At 51.5% G+C, this 17,339-nt stretch carries 15 protein-coding genes and 2 pseudogenes; 8 read left to right on the top strand and 9 right to left on the bottom strand.

Annotation, left to right across the window (positions count from 1 at the left end; all coding sequences use genetic code 11):
* Nucleotides 1-138: 138 nt before the first annotated feature.
* Both N7E69_RS00395 and N7E69_RS00390 read left to right on the top strand, forming a co-directional pair.
* Nucleotides 139-1,506 (top strand): L-serine ammonia-lyase, encoded by a 1,368-nt coding sequence (locus N7E69_RS00395; protein WP_001675764.1) that lies wholly within the window; start codon nucleotides 139-141, stop codon nucleotides 1,504-1,506.
* 4 nt (nucleotides 1,507-1,510) lie between these two features.
* Nucleotides 1,511-1,900 carry a helix-turn-helix domain-containing protein gene (locus N7E69_RS00390; protein ID WP_000876817.1) on the top strand — a complete coding sequence of 130 codons (390 nt, stop codon included), beginning with the start codon at nucleotides 1,511-1,513 and terminating at the stop codon, nucleotides 1,898-1,900.
* On the opposite strand, the gene fghA is transcribed toward N7E69_RS00390, so the two are convergent.
* Nucleotides 1,889-2,746, bottom strand: a complete 858-nt coding sequence (gene fghA, locus N7E69_RS00385; protein WP_000425491.1) for an S-formylglutathione hydrolase — start codon at nucleotides 2,744-2,746, stop codon at nucleotides 1,889-1,891. The genes N7E69_RS00390 and fghA overlap by 12 nt on opposite strands.
* 329 nt (nucleotides 2,747-3,075) lie before the next feature.
* Here fghA and folE point away from each other — a divergent pair, with 329 nt between their 5' ends.
* The 6 genes and pseudogenes from folE to mglC all read left to right on the top strand — a co-directional run bounded on the left by folE (nucleotide 3,076) and on the right by mglC (nucleotide 10,228).
* Nucleotides 3,076-3,744, top strand: coding sequence for a GTP cyclohydrolase I FolE (folE, locus tag N7E69_RS00380; RefSeq protein WP_001139611.1), 669 nt, complete (start codon nucleotides 3,076-3,078; stop codon nucleotides 3,742-3,744).
* Nucleotides 3,745-3,758: 14 nt separating this feature from the next.
* Complete coding sequence (yeiB, locus tag N7E69_RS00375) at nucleotides 3,759-4,901, top strand: DUF418 domain-containing protein YeiB (protein WP_001619000.1); 1,143 nt, start codon at nucleotides 3,759-3,761, stop codon at nucleotides 4,899-4,901.
* 149 nt (nucleotides 4,902-5,050) lie between these two features.
* The gene (galS, locus tag N7E69_RS00370; RefSeq protein ID WP_000628631.1) at nucleotides 5,051-6,073 is read left to right on the top strand and encodes an HTH-type transcriptional regulator GalS; all 1,023 of its coding nucleotides are present in this window, start codon (nucleotides 5,051-5,053) and stop codon (nucleotides 6,071-6,073) included.
* A 498-nt stretch (nucleotides 6,074-6,571) separates the two neighbouring features.
* Nucleotides 6,572-7,548: pseudogene (gene mglB / locus N7E69_RS00365) on the top strand (galactose/glucose ABC transporter substrate-binding protein MglB).
* Between the two features lie 133 nt (nucleotides 7,549-7,681).
* Nucleotides 7,682-9,202, top strand: a pseudogene (mglA, locus tag N7E69_RS00360) (galactose/methyl galactoside ABC transporter ATP-binding protein MglA).
* Between the two features lie 15 nt (nucleotides 9,203-9,217).
* The gene (gene mglC / locus N7E69_RS00355; RefSeq protein ID WP_001275101.1) at nucleotides 9,218-10,228 is read left to right on the top strand and encodes a galactose/methyl galactoside ABC transporter permease MglC; all 1,011 of its coding nucleotides are present in this window, start codon (nucleotides 9,218-9,220) and stop codon (nucleotides 10,226-10,228) included.
* 74 nt (nucleotides 10,229-10,302) lie between these two features.
* Here the strand turns inward: mglC and preA are convergent, their stop codons facing one another.
* The 8 genes from preA to N7E69_RS00315 form a co-directional block, all read right to left on the bottom strand.
* The gene (preA, locus tag N7E69_RS00350; RefSeq protein ID WP_000956095.1) at nucleotides 10,303-11,538 is read right to left on the bottom strand and encodes an NAD-dependent dihydropyrimidine dehydrogenase subunit PreA; all 1,236 of its coding nucleotides are present in this window, start codon (nucleotides 11,536-11,538) and stop codon (nucleotides 10,303-10,305) included.
* Complete coding sequence (locus N7E69_RS00345) at nucleotides 11,532-12,773, bottom strand: NAD(P)-dependent oxidoreductase (protein ID WP_001136406.1); 1,242 nt, start codon at nucleotides 12,771-12,773, stop codon at nucleotides 11,532-11,534. The genes preA and N7E69_RS00345 overlap by 7 nt, the downstream gene beginning before the upstream one ends.
* Nucleotides 12,774-12,977: 204 nt before the next feature.
* Nucleotides 12,978-13,223 (bottom strand): DUF2542 family protein, encoded by a 246-nt coding sequence (locus N7E69_RS00340; RefSeq protein WP_000605187.1) that lies wholly within the window; start codon nucleotides 13,221-13,223, stop codon nucleotides 12,978-12,980.
* The gene (gene sanA / locus N7E69_RS00335) at nucleotides 13,220-13,939 is read right to left on the bottom strand and encodes an outer membrane permeability protein SanA (RefSeq protein WP_000920081.1); all 720 of its coding nucleotides are present in this window, start codon (nucleotides 13,937-13,939) and stop codon (nucleotides 13,220-13,222) included. The genes N7E69_RS00340 and sanA overlap by 4 nt, the downstream gene beginning before the upstream one ends.
* A 176-nt stretch (nucleotides 13,940-14,115) precedes the next feature.
* Complete coding sequence (cdd, locus tag N7E69_RS00330) at nucleotides 14,116-15,000, bottom strand: cytidine deaminase (RefSeq protein WP_000553532.1); 885 nt, start codon at nucleotides 14,998-15,000, stop codon at nucleotides 14,116-14,118.
* 153 nt (nucleotides 15,001-15,153) lie between these two features.
* A complete protein-coding gene (locus N7E69_RS00325; protein ID WP_000989298.1) occupies nucleotides 15,154-15,849 on the bottom strand; it encodes a CidB/LrgB family autolysis modulator in 696 nt (231 codons plus the stop codon).
* Nucleotides 15,846-16,244, bottom strand: coding sequence for a CidA/LrgA family protein (locus N7E69_RS00320; RefSeq protein WP_000045719.1), 399 nt, complete (start codon nucleotides 16,242-16,244; stop codon nucleotides 15,846-15,848). The genes N7E69_RS00325 and N7E69_RS00320 overlap by 4 nt, the downstream gene beginning before the upstream one ends.
* A gap of 131 nt (nucleotides 16,245-16,375) precedes the next feature.
* A complete protein-coding gene (locus N7E69_RS00315; RefSeq protein ID WP_000024658.1) occupies nucleotides 16,376-17,284 on the bottom strand; it encodes a LysR substrate-binding domain-containing protein in 909 nt (302 codons plus the stop codon).
* Nucleotides 17,285-17,339 lie beyond the last annotated feature (55 nt).

The raw sequence follows: 17,339 nt of genomic DNA, 5'->3' as shown, positions 1-17,339 counted from the left end.
CCAGAAAAGGGCTAAAAAAGCGTTGTTTTTGATACCAGGTAAAGTTCAGACACAAAAGGTATCACTTTTGATATGCCAACTGTGCGAGGATGTTATTTATTACTGAACGCGAATGACACTGAAAGGATTGATATAACGATGGAGAGTTGCCTTGATATATTCAAAATAGTAATAGGTCCATCCAGCTCACGTACCGTAGGGCCGATGCGCGCCGCCTGTCACTTTATTTCATTGCTCAGAGAACAAGAGACGTTACCGCTAATTCGGGAAATTGAAATCGAGCTGTATGGCGCGTTATCGTTAAGCCGCAAGTGCCACAATGTGGATACCGCCCTGTATCTTGGGCTGCTGGGTTGCCAGCCGGAGAATGTCGATCTCCGTTCGCATATGGCGGTGATTAAGCGTGCGGAAAATGAAAACAAAATCGAACTCCCGCTCTCTGACGCGGGCGGAATCACGATAAAAGTCAAGATTATAGCTAATCACCAGGCGCATCCAGGCCATCCTTATGCCATGACGTTTCGCGCCAGGGATGATTATTTTACGGTGTATGAAGAGACCTGGTTTTCTACCGGCGCCGGGCAGGTTCGTAAACATGGCGAGCCGCTGACGCCATCGCTTCCTTTGCGTACAGTGTCGCCCTTTGAATTTAGTCATGCCGCGCAGTTGCTGGCGCTGTGTCGGCGTAACGGCCTGTCCGTGGCGGCGCTGATGATGAAAAATGAGCTGTGCCGCCACTCGCCACAGACGTTGCAGAATTATCTGGCGCAAATATGGGACGTGATGCAGCAGGCGGTTTATCGCGGCCTGCATACTGAGGGGGTATTACCCGGTCCCTATCAGGTACCGCGGCGCGCCTGTGCGTTACATAAGACGTTACAGGCTAACCGCTCCGCCAGCGATTTTTTAACCGCGCTGAACTGGGTCAATGCCTTCGCGATTGCGGTAAGCGAAGAAAATGCCAGCGGCGGACAGATTGTTACCGCGCCAACCAATGGCGCGTGCGGCATCATTCCGGCAGCGCTCTGCTGGTATGATAAATTTGTCACGCCGCTGGAGCCCGGTGCTCTGACCCGTTTCTTCCTGACCGCCGCCGCTATCGCGATATTGTTTAAACAAAACGCCTCTATTCTGGGATCTGAAGTTGGCTGTCAGGGGGAAGTCGGCGTGGCGTGCTCAATGACGGCGGCGGGCCTGGCTGAACTGATGGGCGCATCCGTGGAGCAAACGCTGAGCGCCGCTGAAATTGCCATGGAACATCATCTGGGATTGACCTGCGATCCGCTGGGCGGGCAGGTACAAATTCCCTGCATAGAGAGAAACGCCATCTCTGCCGTGAAAGCGATAAACGCGGCGACGATGGCGATGAGTCGCGTAAGCGAACCCTGTATTTCGCTCGATGAGATCATTGCTGCGATGTACGAGACCGGTAAAGACATGAGCGCTAAATACCGTGAAACGTATCATGGTTCGCTGGGGAAAATTCAGCCGCGCAAGAGAGGGTAACAGCGTGAAATACAATACGATGAATAACGACGAGATTATCCTGTCGTTGTGCGCCCGCTTAAAGGAGACGCGCCTGTCTCTTTCGATGACCCAGCAGCAGCTTGCCGATCGCGCGCACGTTGGTATTGCCACCATCAAGCGTATCGAGAAGGGGGGAGGGCTCAATCTTGATACGTTAATTTCTCTCCTGCGGGCGCTGGATAAGTTGCATAATCTTGATGCGGTGCTGTTTGAATCCGAGCTGCGTAATTTTCACGAAAGTTATGAAGGTGGAGAGGGCAGCGGCCGCCTTCAGGTACGCCAGCAGGCCGCGGATTTAAATAATAAATCTTCCGCGCCGCAGTCGGAGGAGGTGAATTACAGCGCGGCGCTGGAAAATTCATTATGTTGGTGACGTCTCACGCTCGTCCCGTAAATACCGGGCATGAAAGCGCAGATGGTCCTCGATGAAGGACGCAATAAAATAATAGCTATGATCGTAGCCAGGCTGGATTCGTAGCGTCATCGGCCAGGTGGTTTGCCGCGCGGCTTCCGCCAGTACGGCGGGCTGAAGTTGATCGGCGAGGAATTGATCGCTGTCGCCCTGATCGATGAGCACAGGAATGGCGTCCTGCGGCTGGCTGGCCAGCATTAATTCGCAGCTATCCCACTCAGTCCAGGCTGATTCATCTTCGCCGAGATAAGCGGTAAGCGCTTTGATTCCCCACGGCACGCGGCTGGGGTTGACGATAGGCGCAAAAGCAGAGACGCTGGTGTATTTGCCCGGATTTTTCAGCGCCATGATTAATGCGCCGTGGCCGCCCATCGAGTGCCCGCTGATGGCGCAACGGTCGCTGACGTTAAACTGTGTCTGGATAAGCGCCGGAAGCTCATCGCGCAGGTAATCGTACATGCGATAATGGCTGGCCCAGGGCGGCTGTGTGGCATTGAGATAAAACCCGGCGCCGTGGCCTAAATCGTATCCGCTATCGTCGGCGACCTGTTCACCGCGTGGACTGGTATCCGGCATCACCAATACAATGCCCAGTTCTGCTGCGATACGCTGCGCGCCTGCTTTGGTGGTAAAGTTCTCATCATTGCAGGTCAACCCGGACAACCAGTACAGTACCGGAGGCGGTTCATTATCCTGAGTCGGCGGAAGAAAAATGCTGAATGTCATGGCGCAGTTTAGCGTGGCGGCATGATGACGCCAGCGCTGCTGCCAACCGCCAAAACATCGGTGCTCTTCGAGCATTTCCATGCGGGGGCTCCTTTTATAGTGAACCTGATAAGGTATGCAGATTCTTCATAATACAGATTATTCACCGCGTTGTGAGTAACTTTCACTTCCGTAATACATAAACATGCTTCATCATTTAAATAACGTTGCGTTAACAAATATGCCCTTTGTCCTGCCATCATTCCCGCACCGGAAAAGATGTCATGAAAGGCAGCGACAATTTCAACAATTATGGGCGTGAATACTGGATTATGTGCGCTACCTCACGCACAATAATCACACTGTCACAATATTGACAAACTTTGCCCCATGCAGGGCAGAGGCGCCACACCTGCAGGAGAACACGATTAATGCCATCACTCAGTAAAGAAGCGGCCCTGGTTCATGACGCGCTGGTTGCCCGGGGGCTGGAAACGCCGCTGCGCCCGCCTATGGATGAACTGGATAATGAAACGCGAAAAAGCCTTATCGCAGGGCATATGACTGAGATTATGCAGTTGCTGAATCTCGATTTGAGCGATGACAGTCTGATGGAAACGCCGCATCGTATCGCTAAGATGTACGTTGACGAGATTTTCGCCGGCCTCGACTATGCCAATTTCCCGAAAATTACCCTCATTGAAAATAAAATGAAGGTGGATGAAATGGTCACCGTCCGCGATATCACGCTGACCAGCACCTGTGAACATCACTTCGTGACCATTGATGGCAAAGCGACCGTCGCGTATATCCCCAAAGATTCCGTGATCGGCCTGTCGAAAATTAACCGCATCGTGCAATTCTTCGCCCAGCGTCCGCAGGTTCAGGAACGTTTGACCCAACAAATTCTGACGGCGCTGCAAACCTTGCTCGGCACCAATAATGTAGCGGTATCGATTGATGCGGTGCATTACTGCGTGAAAGCGCGCGGTATTCGTGACGCAACCAGCGCCACGACGACGACGTCGCTGGGCGGATTGTTTAAGTCCAGCCAGAATACGCGCCAGGAGTTTCTGCGTGCCGTTCGCCATCATCCATGATTAAGGCGGAGACGATGGAACGTAATGTCACGCTGGATTTTGTACGTGGCGTCGCTATCCTCGGTATCCTGCTTCTTAACATTAGCGCCTTTGGATTGCCGAAGGCGGCTTATCTCAATCCCGCCTGGTACGGCGCGATCGTTCCCGAAGACGCCTGGTCCTGGGCGATTCTCGATATTGTGGCGCAGGCTAAGTTTCTTACGCTGTTCGCGTTGTTGTTTGGCGCGGGGCTACAAATGCTGCTTCCGCGTGGTAAACAGTGGATTCAGTCGCGCTTAACGCTATTGGTACTGTTAGGTTTTATCCATGCGTTATTCTTTTGGGACGGCGACATTCTGCTGGCCTACGGTCTGGTCGGGTTAATTTGCTGGCGACTGATACGCGATGCGCCTTCGGTAAAAAGCCTGTTCAATACCGGCATACTCCTTTATCTGGTAGGGATTGGCGTGCTACTGCTACTGGGCGTGGTATCGAGTAGCGAAACCAGCCGCGCCTGGACGCCGGATGCGTCGGCAATATTGTATGAAAAATACTGGAAGCTGAACGGCGGCATGGAGGCTATCAGCAACCGGGCAGAGATGCTGTCGAATAGTTTACTGGCGCTCGGCGCGCAGTATGGCTGGCAACTGGCGGGTATGATGCTGCTGGGCGCCGCGCTAATGCGTAGCGGCTGGCTGAAAGGTCAGTACAGTCTGCGGCACTATCGCCGTACCGGGGCTCTGCTGGTGGCGTTAGGGCTACTGATCAACCTGCCTGCGGTCATTTTACAATGGCGGCTGGACTGGGCGTACCGCTGGTGCGCCTTTTTATTGCAGGCGCCGCGTGAACTGAGCGCGCCGTTGCAAACGCTGGGCTATGCCGCGCTGATGTTTGGCTTCTGGCCGCAGCTTAGCCGATGCAGACTGACGCTTGCCATTGCCTGCGTAGGGCGAATGGCGCTGACCAATTATCTGCTGCAGACGATCATCTGTACCACGCTGTTTTATCAGTTTGGCTTATTTATGAAATTCAATCGACTGGAACTCTTGTTCTTTGTCGTTCCGGTATGGGCAATAAACCTTCTCTTTTCCGTCATCTGGCTACGTTTCTGGCGACAGGGACCGGTCGAGTGGTTATGGCGTCAACTCACGTTGCGCGCGTCAGGATCGCTCAGATAACGATCTGGATCACATTCATTAACAAAATGGCTGTAACCGTTTCCATCCCTGTGATGTTTCTCACGCAGCCCTGGGCAGGGTGCTGACAAAATAGCCGCCTGCTAACGGGGCATTTGTGAGCATTTTTGAACTCAAACAGGGCAGTGAATATGATCACCATTCGTGATGTAGCGCGCCAGGCTGGCGTGTCTGTAGCGACCGTTTCCCGCGTACTGAATAACAGCGCGTTGGTTAGTCCCGACACCCGTGACGCCGTTATGCAGGCCGTCACCCTGCTGGGATATCGGCCAAATGCGAATGCGCAAGCGCTGGCCACTCAGGTGAGCGACACCATCGGCGTCGTGGTCATGGATGTTTCCGATGCCTTTTTCGGCGCTCTGGTGAAAGCCGTAGATCTGGTCGCGCAGCAGCACCAGAAATATGTTCTCATTGGCAACAGTTATCATGAGGCGGAAAAAGAGCGCCATGCGATTGAAGTCTTGATCCGTCAGCGTTGTAACGCATTGATTGTTCACTCAAAAGCCTTAACCGATCGCGAGCTGAGCGACTTTATGGATCAGATCCCCGGTATGGTGCTGATTAACCGTATCGTGCCGGGTTATGCGCATCGTTGTGTTTGTCTCGACAATGTGAGCGGCGCCAGAATGGCGACCCGAATGTTGCTGAATAATGGACATCAACGCATCGGCTACCTGGCCTCCAGCCACCGTATTGAAGATGACGCGATGCGCAGAGAAGGGTGGTTACACGCGCTGCAAGAGCAGGGGATTGCTGCGTCGGAGAGCTGGATAGGCACCGGCACGCCGGACATGCAGGGCGGCGAGTCGGCAATGGTTGAGTTGCTGGGACGCAATCTGCAACTGACGGCGGTATTTGCCTATAACGATAACATGGCGGCGGGCGCGCTGACGGCGTTAAAAGATAACGGCATCGCCATTCCCTTGCATCTGTCTGTCATCGGTTTCGATGATATCCCTATTGCTCGTTATACCGATCCTCAGTTGACTACCGTGCGCTATCCTATTGCTTCTATGGCGAAAATCGCGACCGAACTGGCGTTACAGGGGGCCGCAGGCACGCTGGATATCACGGCGACGCACTGCTTCATGCCGACCCTGGTGCGGCGCCATTCGGTGGCGTGGCGACAGAATGCGGTACTGATCACTAACTGATTACGCACCGCATGTAACCGTTTTCAATCTGTGAGTAAATTCACAGTTTATTAACATTGTGATAGCTATGATGACAACGTTTGTCGCACTGTAACTAATGTGTAACAGTTAGTTGTCAGTTTTACTGGGGTATTTCGCTTATAAAAACCGTTATCACAATATCCCGCGACTACCGGACAAAAATAAAGAGTTGAATAAGAGCTTATCCCATTAGGGCTATTTTACTTGCCATTTTGGACCTGGGCAGTGCTCGCCAAAACGCGTTAGCGTTTTGAACGCCGCTAGCGGCGGCCCGAAGGGCGAGCGTAGCGAGTCAAACCTCACGTACTACGTGTACGCTCCGGTTTTTGCGCGCTGTCCGTGTCCAAACTGGCTGCGCCAATAACGCCTGGTGGGATAGGCTCTAAATACGCTTCGGCGTTCAGTAACACGCGTTAACGTGCTGAACAGCCGGGCATTTTTTTACGCTATACCCTACATAATAAAACCGGAGCTACCATGAATAAGAAGGTACTGACCCTTTCTGCCGTGATGGCAAGTCTGTTATTCGGCGCGCACGCACACGCGGCTGATACTCGTATTGGCGTGACGATTTATAAATATGACGATAACTTTATGTCCGTGGTGCGTAAGGCTATTGAAAAAGATGGCAAATCCGCGCCGGATGTTCAGCTACTGATGAATGACTCGCAAAACGATCAATCCAAACAGAATGATCAAATTGACGTTTTATTGGCGAAAGGGGTTAAAGCTCTGGCGATTAACCTGGTCGACCCGGCAGCCGCCGGTACGGTGATTGAGAAAGCGCGCGGGCAAAATGTGCCGGTGGTGTTCTTTAACAAAGAGCCTTCCCGCAAAGCGCTGGACAGCTATGACAAGGCGTATTATGTCGGGACTGACTCTAAAGAATCCGGTGTGATTCAGGGCGACTTGATTGCCAAACACTGGCAGGCGAATCAGGGTTGGGATCTGAATAAAGACGGTAAAATTCAGTATGTTCTGCTGAAAGGCGAGCCGGGGCACCCGGATGCTGAAGCCCGTACGACGTATGTGGTGAAAGAGTTAAATGCTAAAGGTATTCAGACCGAGCAACTGGCGTTAGACACCGCTATGTGGGATACCGCGCAGGCAAAAGATAAGATGGATGCCTGGCTGTCTGGCCCGAACGCTAACAAGATTGAAGTGGTTATCGCGAATAACGATGCGATGGCGATGCGCATAATAAATCGTCGATTCCGGTCTTTGGCGTCGATGCGTTACCGGAAGCCCTGGCGCTGGTGAAATCGGGCGCGATGGCCGGTACGGTACTGAATGACGCCAACAATCAGGCGAAAGCGACATTCGATCTGGCGAAAAACCTCGCCGAAGGCAAGGGCGCGGCTGACGGCACCACCTGGAAGATTGAGAACAAAATCGTGCGCGTGCCTTATGTCGGCGTGGACAAAGACAATCTGAGCGAATTTACCCAAAAATAACTTTTCCGTCTGTGGGCGCAATTTTGTTGCGCCCTGAAACCGTGGAAGGGGGACGCGCCGCAGACCGGATAACGTATTTCTTTTGCCATCCGGCGCGGATAGTCATAATTAAAAAGGCCGACAGGGTATCATTATGGGCAGCACGATTTCTCCGCCGTCGGGTGAATATTTGTTGGAAATGCGTGGCATTAACAAATCATTTCCCGGCGTGAAAGCGCTTGATAATGTCAACTTAAACGTTCGTCCGCACTCTATTCATGCATTAATGGGCGAAAACGGCGCAGGCAAATCAACATTATTAAAATGTCTTTTCGGTATTTACCAAAAAGATTCCGGCAGCATTGTATTTCAGGGAAAAGAAGTGGACTTCCATTCGGCGAAAGAAGCGCTGGAGAATGGGATTTCGATGGTACACCAGGAGTTAAACCTGGTATTACAACGTTCGGTCATGGATAACATGTGGCTGGGACGTTATCCCACCAAAGGTATGTTTGTCGACCAGGATAAAATGTACTAGGATACCAAAGCGATATTTGATGAACTGGATATCGATATTGACCCACGCGCGCGCGTAGGAACGTTATCCGTTTCGCAAATGCAGATGATCGAAATTGCGAAGGCGTTTTCCTATAACGCTAAGATCGTTATTATGGATGAACCGACCTCATCGTTAACTGAGAAAGAGGTTAATCATCTGTTCACCATTATTCGCAAGCTGAAAGAACGCGGCTGCGGTATTGTTTATATCTCGCATAAAATGGAAGAAATTTTTCAATTGTGCGATGAAATTACTATTTTGCGCGACGGTCAGTGGATTGCCACCCAGCCGCTGGAAGGGCTGGATATGGATAAGATCATTGCGATGATGGTCGGGCGTTCCCTGAACCAGCGCTTTCCGGATAAAGAAAATAAGCCGGGCGACGTGATTCTGGAGGTACGTAACCTGACCTCGCTGCGCCAGCCTTCCATTCGCGATGTCTCCTTTGATTTGCACAAGGGCGAAATTCTGGGCATTGCCGGTCTGGTTGGGGCAAAGCGTACCGATATCGTCGAAACGCTGTTTGGTATTCGTGAGAAGTCGTCCGGGACAATCACTTTACATGGCAAGAAAATTAATAATCACACTGCGAACGAAGCGATTAACCACGGTTTTGCGCTGGTGACGGAAGAGCGTCGTTCCACCGGAATTTATGCCTATCTGGATATCGGATTTAACTCATTAATTTCAAATATCCGTAATTATAAAAATAAAGTGGGGTTACTGGATAATTCCCGGATGAAAAGCGACACCCAATGGGTCATTGATTCCATGCGGGTAAAAACGCCGGGGCATCGCACGCAAATTGGTTCGCTTTCCGGCGGCAATCAGCAAAAGGTGATCATTGGTTGCTGGCTATTAACGCAGCCGGAAATATTAATGCTGGACGAACCGACCCGCGGCATTGATGTCGGCGCAAAGTTTGAAATTTATCAGCTTATTGCGGAACTGGCGAAAAAAGGCAAGGGGATCATCATTATCTCTTCTGAAATGCCGGAGCTGTTAGGGATTACCGATCGTATCCTGGTGATGAGTAACGGTCTCGTTTCCGGCATTGTCGATACTAAAACAACAACGCAAAACGAAATTTTGCGTCTTGCTTCTTTGCACCTTTAAGATCAGGGGCTCCTTATGAGTGCGTTAAACAAGAAAAGCTTTTTGACCTGGCTGAAAGAGGGCGGAATTTACGTCGTTCTTTTAGTGTTGCTGGCGATTATTATTTTCCAGGACCCGACTTTTTTAAGTTTGCTGAATTTAAGTAATATTCTGACGCAATCTTCGGTACGTATTATTATCGCGCTGGGCGTGGCGGGACTCATCGTCACCCAGGGGACAGACCTGTCGGCGGGGCGTCAGGTAGGGCTGGCGGCGGTCGTGGCGGCAACATTACTGCAATCAATGGAAAACGCCAACAAAGTGTTTCCGGAAATGGCGACCATGCCGATTGCGCTGGTCATCCTGATTGTCTGCGCGATTGGCGCGGTGATTGGCCTGGTGAACGGCATCATCATTGCTTACCTGAATGTGACGCCGTTTATTACCACGCTTGGCACGATGATTATCGTTTATGGGATCAACTCCCTTTACTATGACTTTGTCGGCGCTTCGCCCATTTCCGGCTTTGACAGCGGCTTTTCCACCTTTGCGCAGGGCTTTGTGGCGATGGGCAGTTTCCGGCTCTCATACATCACCTTTTACGCCCTGATTGCGGTAGCGTTTGTCTGGGTGCTGTGGAATAAGACCCGTTTTGGTAAAAACATTTTTGCTATTGGCGGCAACCCGGAAGCGGCAAAAGTTTCTGGCGTAAACGTGGCGCTGAACCTGCTGATGATTTATGCGCTCTCCGGCGTGTTTTATGCCTTCGGCGGCTTACTGGAAGCAGGGCGTATTGGTTCTGCCACCAACAACCTCGGCTTTATGTATGAACTGGATGCGATTGCCGCGTGCGTGGTCGGGGGCGTATCGTTTAGCGGCGGAGTGGGTACGGTCTTCGGCGTGGTGACCGGCGTCATTATCTTTACCGTCATCAACTACGGCCTGACCTATATCGGGGTAAACCCGTACTGGCAGTACATTATCAAAGGCGGCATTATCATTTTCGCCGTGGCGCTGGACTCGCTGAAATACGCGCGTAAGAAGTAGTTATCCAGACCTATTGCCTTGCTTATCAGATAACCCGGCGCAGCGAAACTGCGCGCCGGGCTTCATACCGTGAGCTACAGCGTTAACGCGTGTTCTTTTTCGCCTTTTTTAAATTTGACCTCGCCTAAATCAATACAGGCGACCGGGCAGACATGACCGCACAGCAGACAACCGACGCATTTTTCCGTATTGCAATGCGGCGTGCGGCTGTGTTCATCCCACTCCATCGCCTGATGACCGCCGTCATAGCAGGAGATATAGCAACGTCCGCAGCCGACGCATTTCTCCTGATTAATCCGCGGATAGACGATATAGCTGCGATCCAGGTCTTCCGCCGGGATAATATTGCCATTCGCCAGCCCGATCATCTCCTGTAATGAGGCAAATCCCTGATCGGCCAGATAGTGGCTGAGGCCGCTCGCCATATCCTCTACAATGCGGTAACCGTATTGCATAATGCCTGTCGTCACCTGTAGGGTCGCCGCGCCCAGCAGCAGAAATTCGGCAGCGTCTTCCCAGGTTTCAATGCCGCCGATACCGCTAATCGGGAAATCGCGCAGTTCAGGGTGCATTCGCAACTGCTGGATAAAACGCAGCGCAATGGGTTTCACCGCTTTTCCTGAATAACCGGAGATACTGGATTTACCGTTAACCACCGGCATCCCGATTTTGCGGTTCAGGTCGATGTTAGTAATGGATTTCACGGTGTTGATGGTGGCGATACCGTCGGCTCCGCCGCGTTTGGCGGCCAGCGCGACTTCACACATATCGCCAATATTCGGCGTCATTTTCGCCAGCATTGGCAAAGATGAGCCGCGTTTTACGGCGCGGCAGTATTTTTCAACCAGCTCCGGGCTTTGCCCTACATCGCTTCCCATGGCGTGCGAGGTCATCTGCGGGCAAGAGAAGTTACACTCAATCATATCCGCGCCGGCTTCTTCAACCAGACGCGCCAGTTCTTGCCACTGCTGCTCATTTTCCCCCATGATGGAAGCAATCAGCACCTTATCCGGATAATCCTGTTTTAGCCGTCGAATGGCGGCCAGATTCTCTTCCAGCGGATGCTCAGCAATTTGCTCCATGTTTTTGAAACCAATAAAACCGGTATCTTCTTTCGTTAGGTGGTCAAAACGTGGAGAGACTTCGTTGGCAATAAAAAAACCAATGGTTTTAAAAACGATCCCGCCCCAGCCGGTATCATAGGCTTTGGCGCACATCTCATAACAATTGCCTACCGGAGAAGAAGAAAGACAAAACGGATTGGGAAACTTAACGCCGCAAAAGGTAACAGACAAATCTTTTGTTAACATGAGCAGGCCTCCTCTAAATAATGATGAATAGCCTGAGCGGCTTCTTTTCCGGTTTTTACCGCATAAACGACGGTCTTATCGCCTTTAACAATATCGCCAGCGGCAAAGATCGCCGGGTCGTCGGTTTGATAATTGTGCGTGTCGATAATATTATGCTGCGCTTTTATCTCCGCAAAGGTATCCAGTCGCGCGTGCTGCCCCACGGCCAAAATAATATTTTCCGCTTCCAGCGTCAGTTCTCCTGAGTGGCGTACATGGTGGAAGGTCACTTTATTTCCGCTGACGGCGACAGGCGTAAAACCATCAATAATCGATACGCCTAATGCCTGCGTGCTGGTAAATTCTTTTTCGCTGGCGGGAAATTGGGCTAATTCTTCCCGCGCCACGCAGGTGACGGAAGGACAGCCGAGAATTTTTAACGTACTGGCGACATCCATCGCTACGTCGCCGCCGCCAATAATTAATGCGCTACGCGGAACGCTAATATCGCCGTCGGCCTGACGGGCGCGTTGTAAAAAATCAACGGCAATCTCTACGTGACTGGCTTGCTCAAATAACGGTAAATCAGATCCACAGGACATCCCGACGGTCATCAGCACGGCGCGATATTCGGCTTTGAGTTGCGCAAGCGATAGCGACCCGCCCACCTCACAATTACATTTAATATTGACGCCCATTTCTACAATGCGGGCAATTTCCTGATCGAGTACGCTTTGCGGCAGACGAAATGCCGGGATGCCGTGACGCAGCCATCCGCCGGGCTGCGGCTGTTTTTCGTAAATGGTGACGTCATAGCCTAAATGCGTGAGCGTCACGCTTGCCTGCAAACCTGCCGGACCCGCGCCAATAATCGCTACTTTCCCGCGTGTTTTACTCCCGGGCTGATAAATCTGCATGGCAGTCTGCTGTTCAAAATCGGTAATAAAACGTTGCAGGCGTGCAATATCAATAGGTTTATCTATTCCGGAACGTGTACATCCGCGCTGGCATAATTTTTCCGTCGGACAGACTCTGGCGCAGACGGCGCCAAGCGCATTATTTTCCCGGATAGTTTCCGCTGCGCCTTTAAAATTGCGAAAGTAAATAGAACGAATAAATTTCCCCGGATCGGTTTGCGCCGGGCAAGCCTGACTACAGGGCGCATCGTGACATAATAAACAACGTGAAGCCTCTTTTATTGCCAGTAATGGCGTAAAACCAGGCGTGAGTTCATCCAGATAATTTTGTTGCGGCATATAATCTTCCTTAATGCTTGAATAAATTAAGGCGAAACGCAAATAACGCGTTTTAATGATCTAAAATCTACCGCCAGCCTAAGCATTGAAAGAAGGGTATTCTGTGAAAGAATTCACAAAAAAATGAAACCAGAATGCAAAACAGCATTTGTTCCTTATATCATAATAATAACTATTCTCAATTTTAAAGGGATAATAAATAGATTAACGATAAAAAAGAAGATAAATAATCATTCCAGTAAATAAAAAACCGCAACCGGTATAAAGAAAAAGATAAGACCAATATTGTACGGGATCGGCATGGCGATAGACATAAACCGGTTTTCGCGCATTTTTGACAACTTTATCTACCGCGCCGGTTCGCCAGCCTTTCCATGCCTCACGGAAGCAAAAAAGCGGGAGTAGCAGAAAGGCTAATATGACAAATATCGTCTGTACATCCATGATCATTTCCCTTTTTTCTTTTCCAGTTCAAGCAATTGTTCCGGCGTAACTGCCGGATACCCCTGGGCGTCATTCGGCACCTGATGCTGCGTGGGAATAGGTACCAGCGGGCCTAAAAAACGCGGTTCGCGTTTAAAAATATAGAGATCCGCCAGCGCGCTAAAGCGGGCGCCAAATTCGCGCAGGCGCACTGTCAGCATATTTTTGGGCGAAGGTACCGCGTAACACTGCGCCTGAATGCCCATATGCAACGCAATAAACAAGGCGCGTTCGCAGTGGAAGCGCTGAGTGATGATAATAAAGTCGTTGGTATCAAACACTTTGCGGGTACGCACAATGGAGTCAAGCGTACGGAAGCCAGCGTAATCAAGCACAATGTCCGCAGGATCGACGCCCGCCGCGATAAGGTCTTTGCGCATGGTCATCGGTTCGTTATAGCTTTGCAGGGCATTGTCGCCGCTGAGCAGCAGGTAATTGACTTTACCGCTATTGTAAGCGTTTAACGCGCCCTGGATACGATAACGATAGTACTGATTAATGACACCCTTGCGATAGTATTTGGCTGTCCCTAACACGACGCCAACCTGGCGGTAGGGGAGATCCTGTAGCTCGTCATAGATATAGGGCGCTGTTTTCCAGCTCATCCACCGATCGAGGCCAAGCACCGTCAACAGCAGCAAGCCTACCAGGACCAACAGGCTGTAAAACACGCGCTTTAACATGCAGGAAACTCGATACCAGGATGAAAGTACGATCAGGCTACTGTACCCGAAGACGTAGCGCAAGAAACCGCCGTCTGATTGCGGAGATTTTCAGCATGATTTCCCTTGTATCGGGTCGCGGGAGAGGAGAGTCAGGCCGGATAAGACGCCAGGGCGTCGCTATCCGGCACATTTGCTTAGCCGAGAAGCACGCGGTCAATATTATGGCAACCTAACGCTTTCAGCGTTGCGGCGGTGGCATCCCATTGAATTAATGCTGCATCGCCTTTTTCCGCCAGAATCGCACGCTGAATATCCGCATAGTCATAGCCATTGAGACTCAGCAGGTTTAGCGCGCCTTGCAGCGGGGGAAGCGTAGGGTTAAAGGCGGCGTTTTCCGCATAGCTGCCGGTGAAAATACGGCCATCTTTACATTCCAGCGCCACGCCGCTCGGTGAGTGGCTATAAGGCATATGGCTCTTATTGGCTGCCGTAATCGCCGCTTGCGTTAGCGTATCGCCCGTTAACGTAAAGCCATGATCCTGCTCGTCCATCAGCAGCGTTTTGATCTCCAGATCTTTTGGCCCGAAAGCGTCAGGCAGATAATCGCGTAACGTATGCGGCGCGCGGCCCGGCAGATGAATGCGCAGATCCAGACCGCTGTTCAGCTCGTTCATAAACTGGCGACAGTGGCCGCAAGGCGTGTAGTTAACGGTGACGGCGGCGAGCCCTTTTTCGCCGCGTAGCCAGGCGTGGCTAATCGCGCTTTGTTCAGCATGCACAGTTTGTTGCATGGTGGCGCCCAGGAACTCCATATTCGCGCCGAAATACCAGTTGCCGCTAACGCCGCGCGCAATCGCGCCGACGTTAAAATGGGACAAATCGGTACGGGCGCAGGTCGCCGCCAGAGGTAACAGTGCGAAAGCCAGCGCGTCTTCGTCCAGTCCCGCCGTATTTTTAAGCGTCGAGACCTGCTCTGCGGTCAGCATGGCGGGAAAATGGTGGTCCGCCAGGATAGGGGCCAGCGCTGATTGCAAATTATCCGCAAGCTGGGCAAAAGCAGTTTGAAAACGTGGATGCATGGCGTTGCCTCATAACAATGTAATGGAACCGTAGTTTACGGGCCTGCTATGTCTTAATATGTGATCTAAATCTCATTGTTTATGCAACTTGTGAAACTTAAATGAAAAATGCGCGACGTATCGCAAATTTTAACCCGGTCTTTTGTCCCGTCGTTAGCGCATTACCGCCAGAATGAGCGGAAACAAAAAGGGCGCTACCAGCGAGGTAATAATGCCGCAGATCACCAGCGCCAGGGAGCTAAACGCGCCTTCCTGGTAATCCTGCTCGGCACAGCGCGCAGTACCGAGCGCATGTGAGGCGGTCCCCATTGCCAGCCCGCGTGCGGCCTTAGTACGGATGTGCATCGCGTTTAACAGCGTGTGGCCAAACACCGCGCCCAGAATACCGACAAAAATTACGCATACCGCGCTGATCGCGGGGATGCCGCCGATGCTGCCGCCCACCGCCATCGCGATAGGCGTAGTCACGGATTTAGGCAGTACCGATGCCGCGATTTCAGGCGTTGCGCCCATCAGCAAGGCAACGGATGTTCCGGTAATCATCGCTACCAGACTGCCGACAAAACAGATGCTAATAATGGATTTCCAACGCGCGCGAATCTGGTGCAATTGTTCATAAAGGGGATAGGCCAGTGCCACTACCGCCGGTTGCAGCAGATCGTTAAGTACTTCGCTGCCTTTGAAGTAGTGCTCGTAGGGAATACCGGTCAGCAACAGAAAAGGAATAATGACTACCATTGCCACCAGCAGCGGATTCAGCAACGGCATTTTAAAATGCGCCGCCAGTCTGCGGGCGGCGAAAAATACCGCCAGCGTCAGCGGTAACGACCACCAGATATATGTCATCATTTTTTCGTTCCCTTCTGCCCAACCACTTTACGCTCACCGTGTATCAGATGTGAACTCCAGCTTACGACCACAAAAACGACCAGCGTACTGATAGCGCAAGAGACCACCACCGGGCCGAATTGCGCGCGCAGTAAATCAAAATATTGCATGACCCCGACGCCAATCGGCACAAACAGCAACGCCATATAACGAATCAGCACATAACAGCCGGGGTTAACCCACTTTGCCGGCAGAATTTGCAGCGCCAGCAATACAAACAGAATTAACATCCCGATAATGCTGCCGGGAATAGTGATAGGAAGCAGTGATGCAAGAAAAATGCCTGCATACAAACAGGCATAAATCAATACAAAAGCGCGTATATATTGCCAGATAATATTCAGTGACTTACTCATGTTTAAAGCCCTTGATGAGATGGATTCATCATACAATTAAACGTTAAAACGTGCTACCGATCACATCATGAATTCTTAGCATAGTGGGTATAGACAGCAGGAACATCGGGCAATGCTCCTGGTCGGCGGCGCTAAACCTGGGCTAAAAAATACAAAAAGCGACTCAGGGCCAAAGACGGCGTCTCATTCTTACGCCAGAACATCCCTACGCTGCCTTTTTGCTCAATTTTTGGCAAGTTTAAAATCGCCAGTTGCCCCTGGCTGGCATAGCGTTGCGCCAGCCGTAAAGAAAGAATAGAGATCATATCGCTGCTTTGCAGCAAATTGGTGCTGACGTTCATTGACGCCGATTCAATGGTGTTTTCCGGGAGCATGACGCCATTATCGACGAGGGCGTTATCAATACTGATGCGAATAGGGGTGCCGGTTGGCCAGACTATCCACCGCCAGTGCGCCAGATCGCTCCATGCGATCTGCGCTCGCGCGGCCAGCGGATGGTGCGGACGCGCCACAAAGCAGACCGGCTCGGTATAAAGTACCTGATAATTAAGCGGCAGTTGCAGGGCGCGGCCGCCGACACGCCCTACCACCACATCCACCTGACCGGCAAGCAAATCGTGCAGCAGCGGCGTCATTACCTTCTCTTCAATATTCAGATGCAGCGTCGGCATTTCGTTAAGCAGGCTCAGAATCGCCTGTGATACGCAGTCAGTCGCCACGGGCGAACAGCCGATCTTCAGGCTGCCAACCAGGCCGCCCTGCTTAAAACGGGCGATTTCATACTGTGAACGCTCCAGATCGTTAATTAGGCGCTGGGCGTGCTGGAGCAGTAATTTACCGCCTTCCGAGGGCCGTAGCCCTTTACTGTGGCGCTCAAAAAGCGTGATGCCTATCTCATCTTCGAGTTGAGATAACCACTTCGATAGCGCCGGCTGGGAGATATTCATCATCCGGGCGACGTGCGTCAGGTTGCCCTGTTCGCCCAGCGCAACCAGCGTTTGCAGGTGATGTAATTTCAATTTCTGCGCCCAGTTCGCCATTCGCTATAACCTCCAGGTTATGTCTCTGCCTGAAAAGCCATTGTACATTTTATCG

The organism is Salmonella sp. 3C (assembly GCF_025426275.1).
Lineage (GTDB): Bacteria > Pseudomonadota > Gammaproteobacteria > Enterobacterales > Enterobacteriaceae > Salmonella > Salmonella enterica.
The sequence above is the reverse complement of the archived record's forward strand: the minus strand, read 5'-3'. Positions and strand labels throughout refer to the sequence as shown.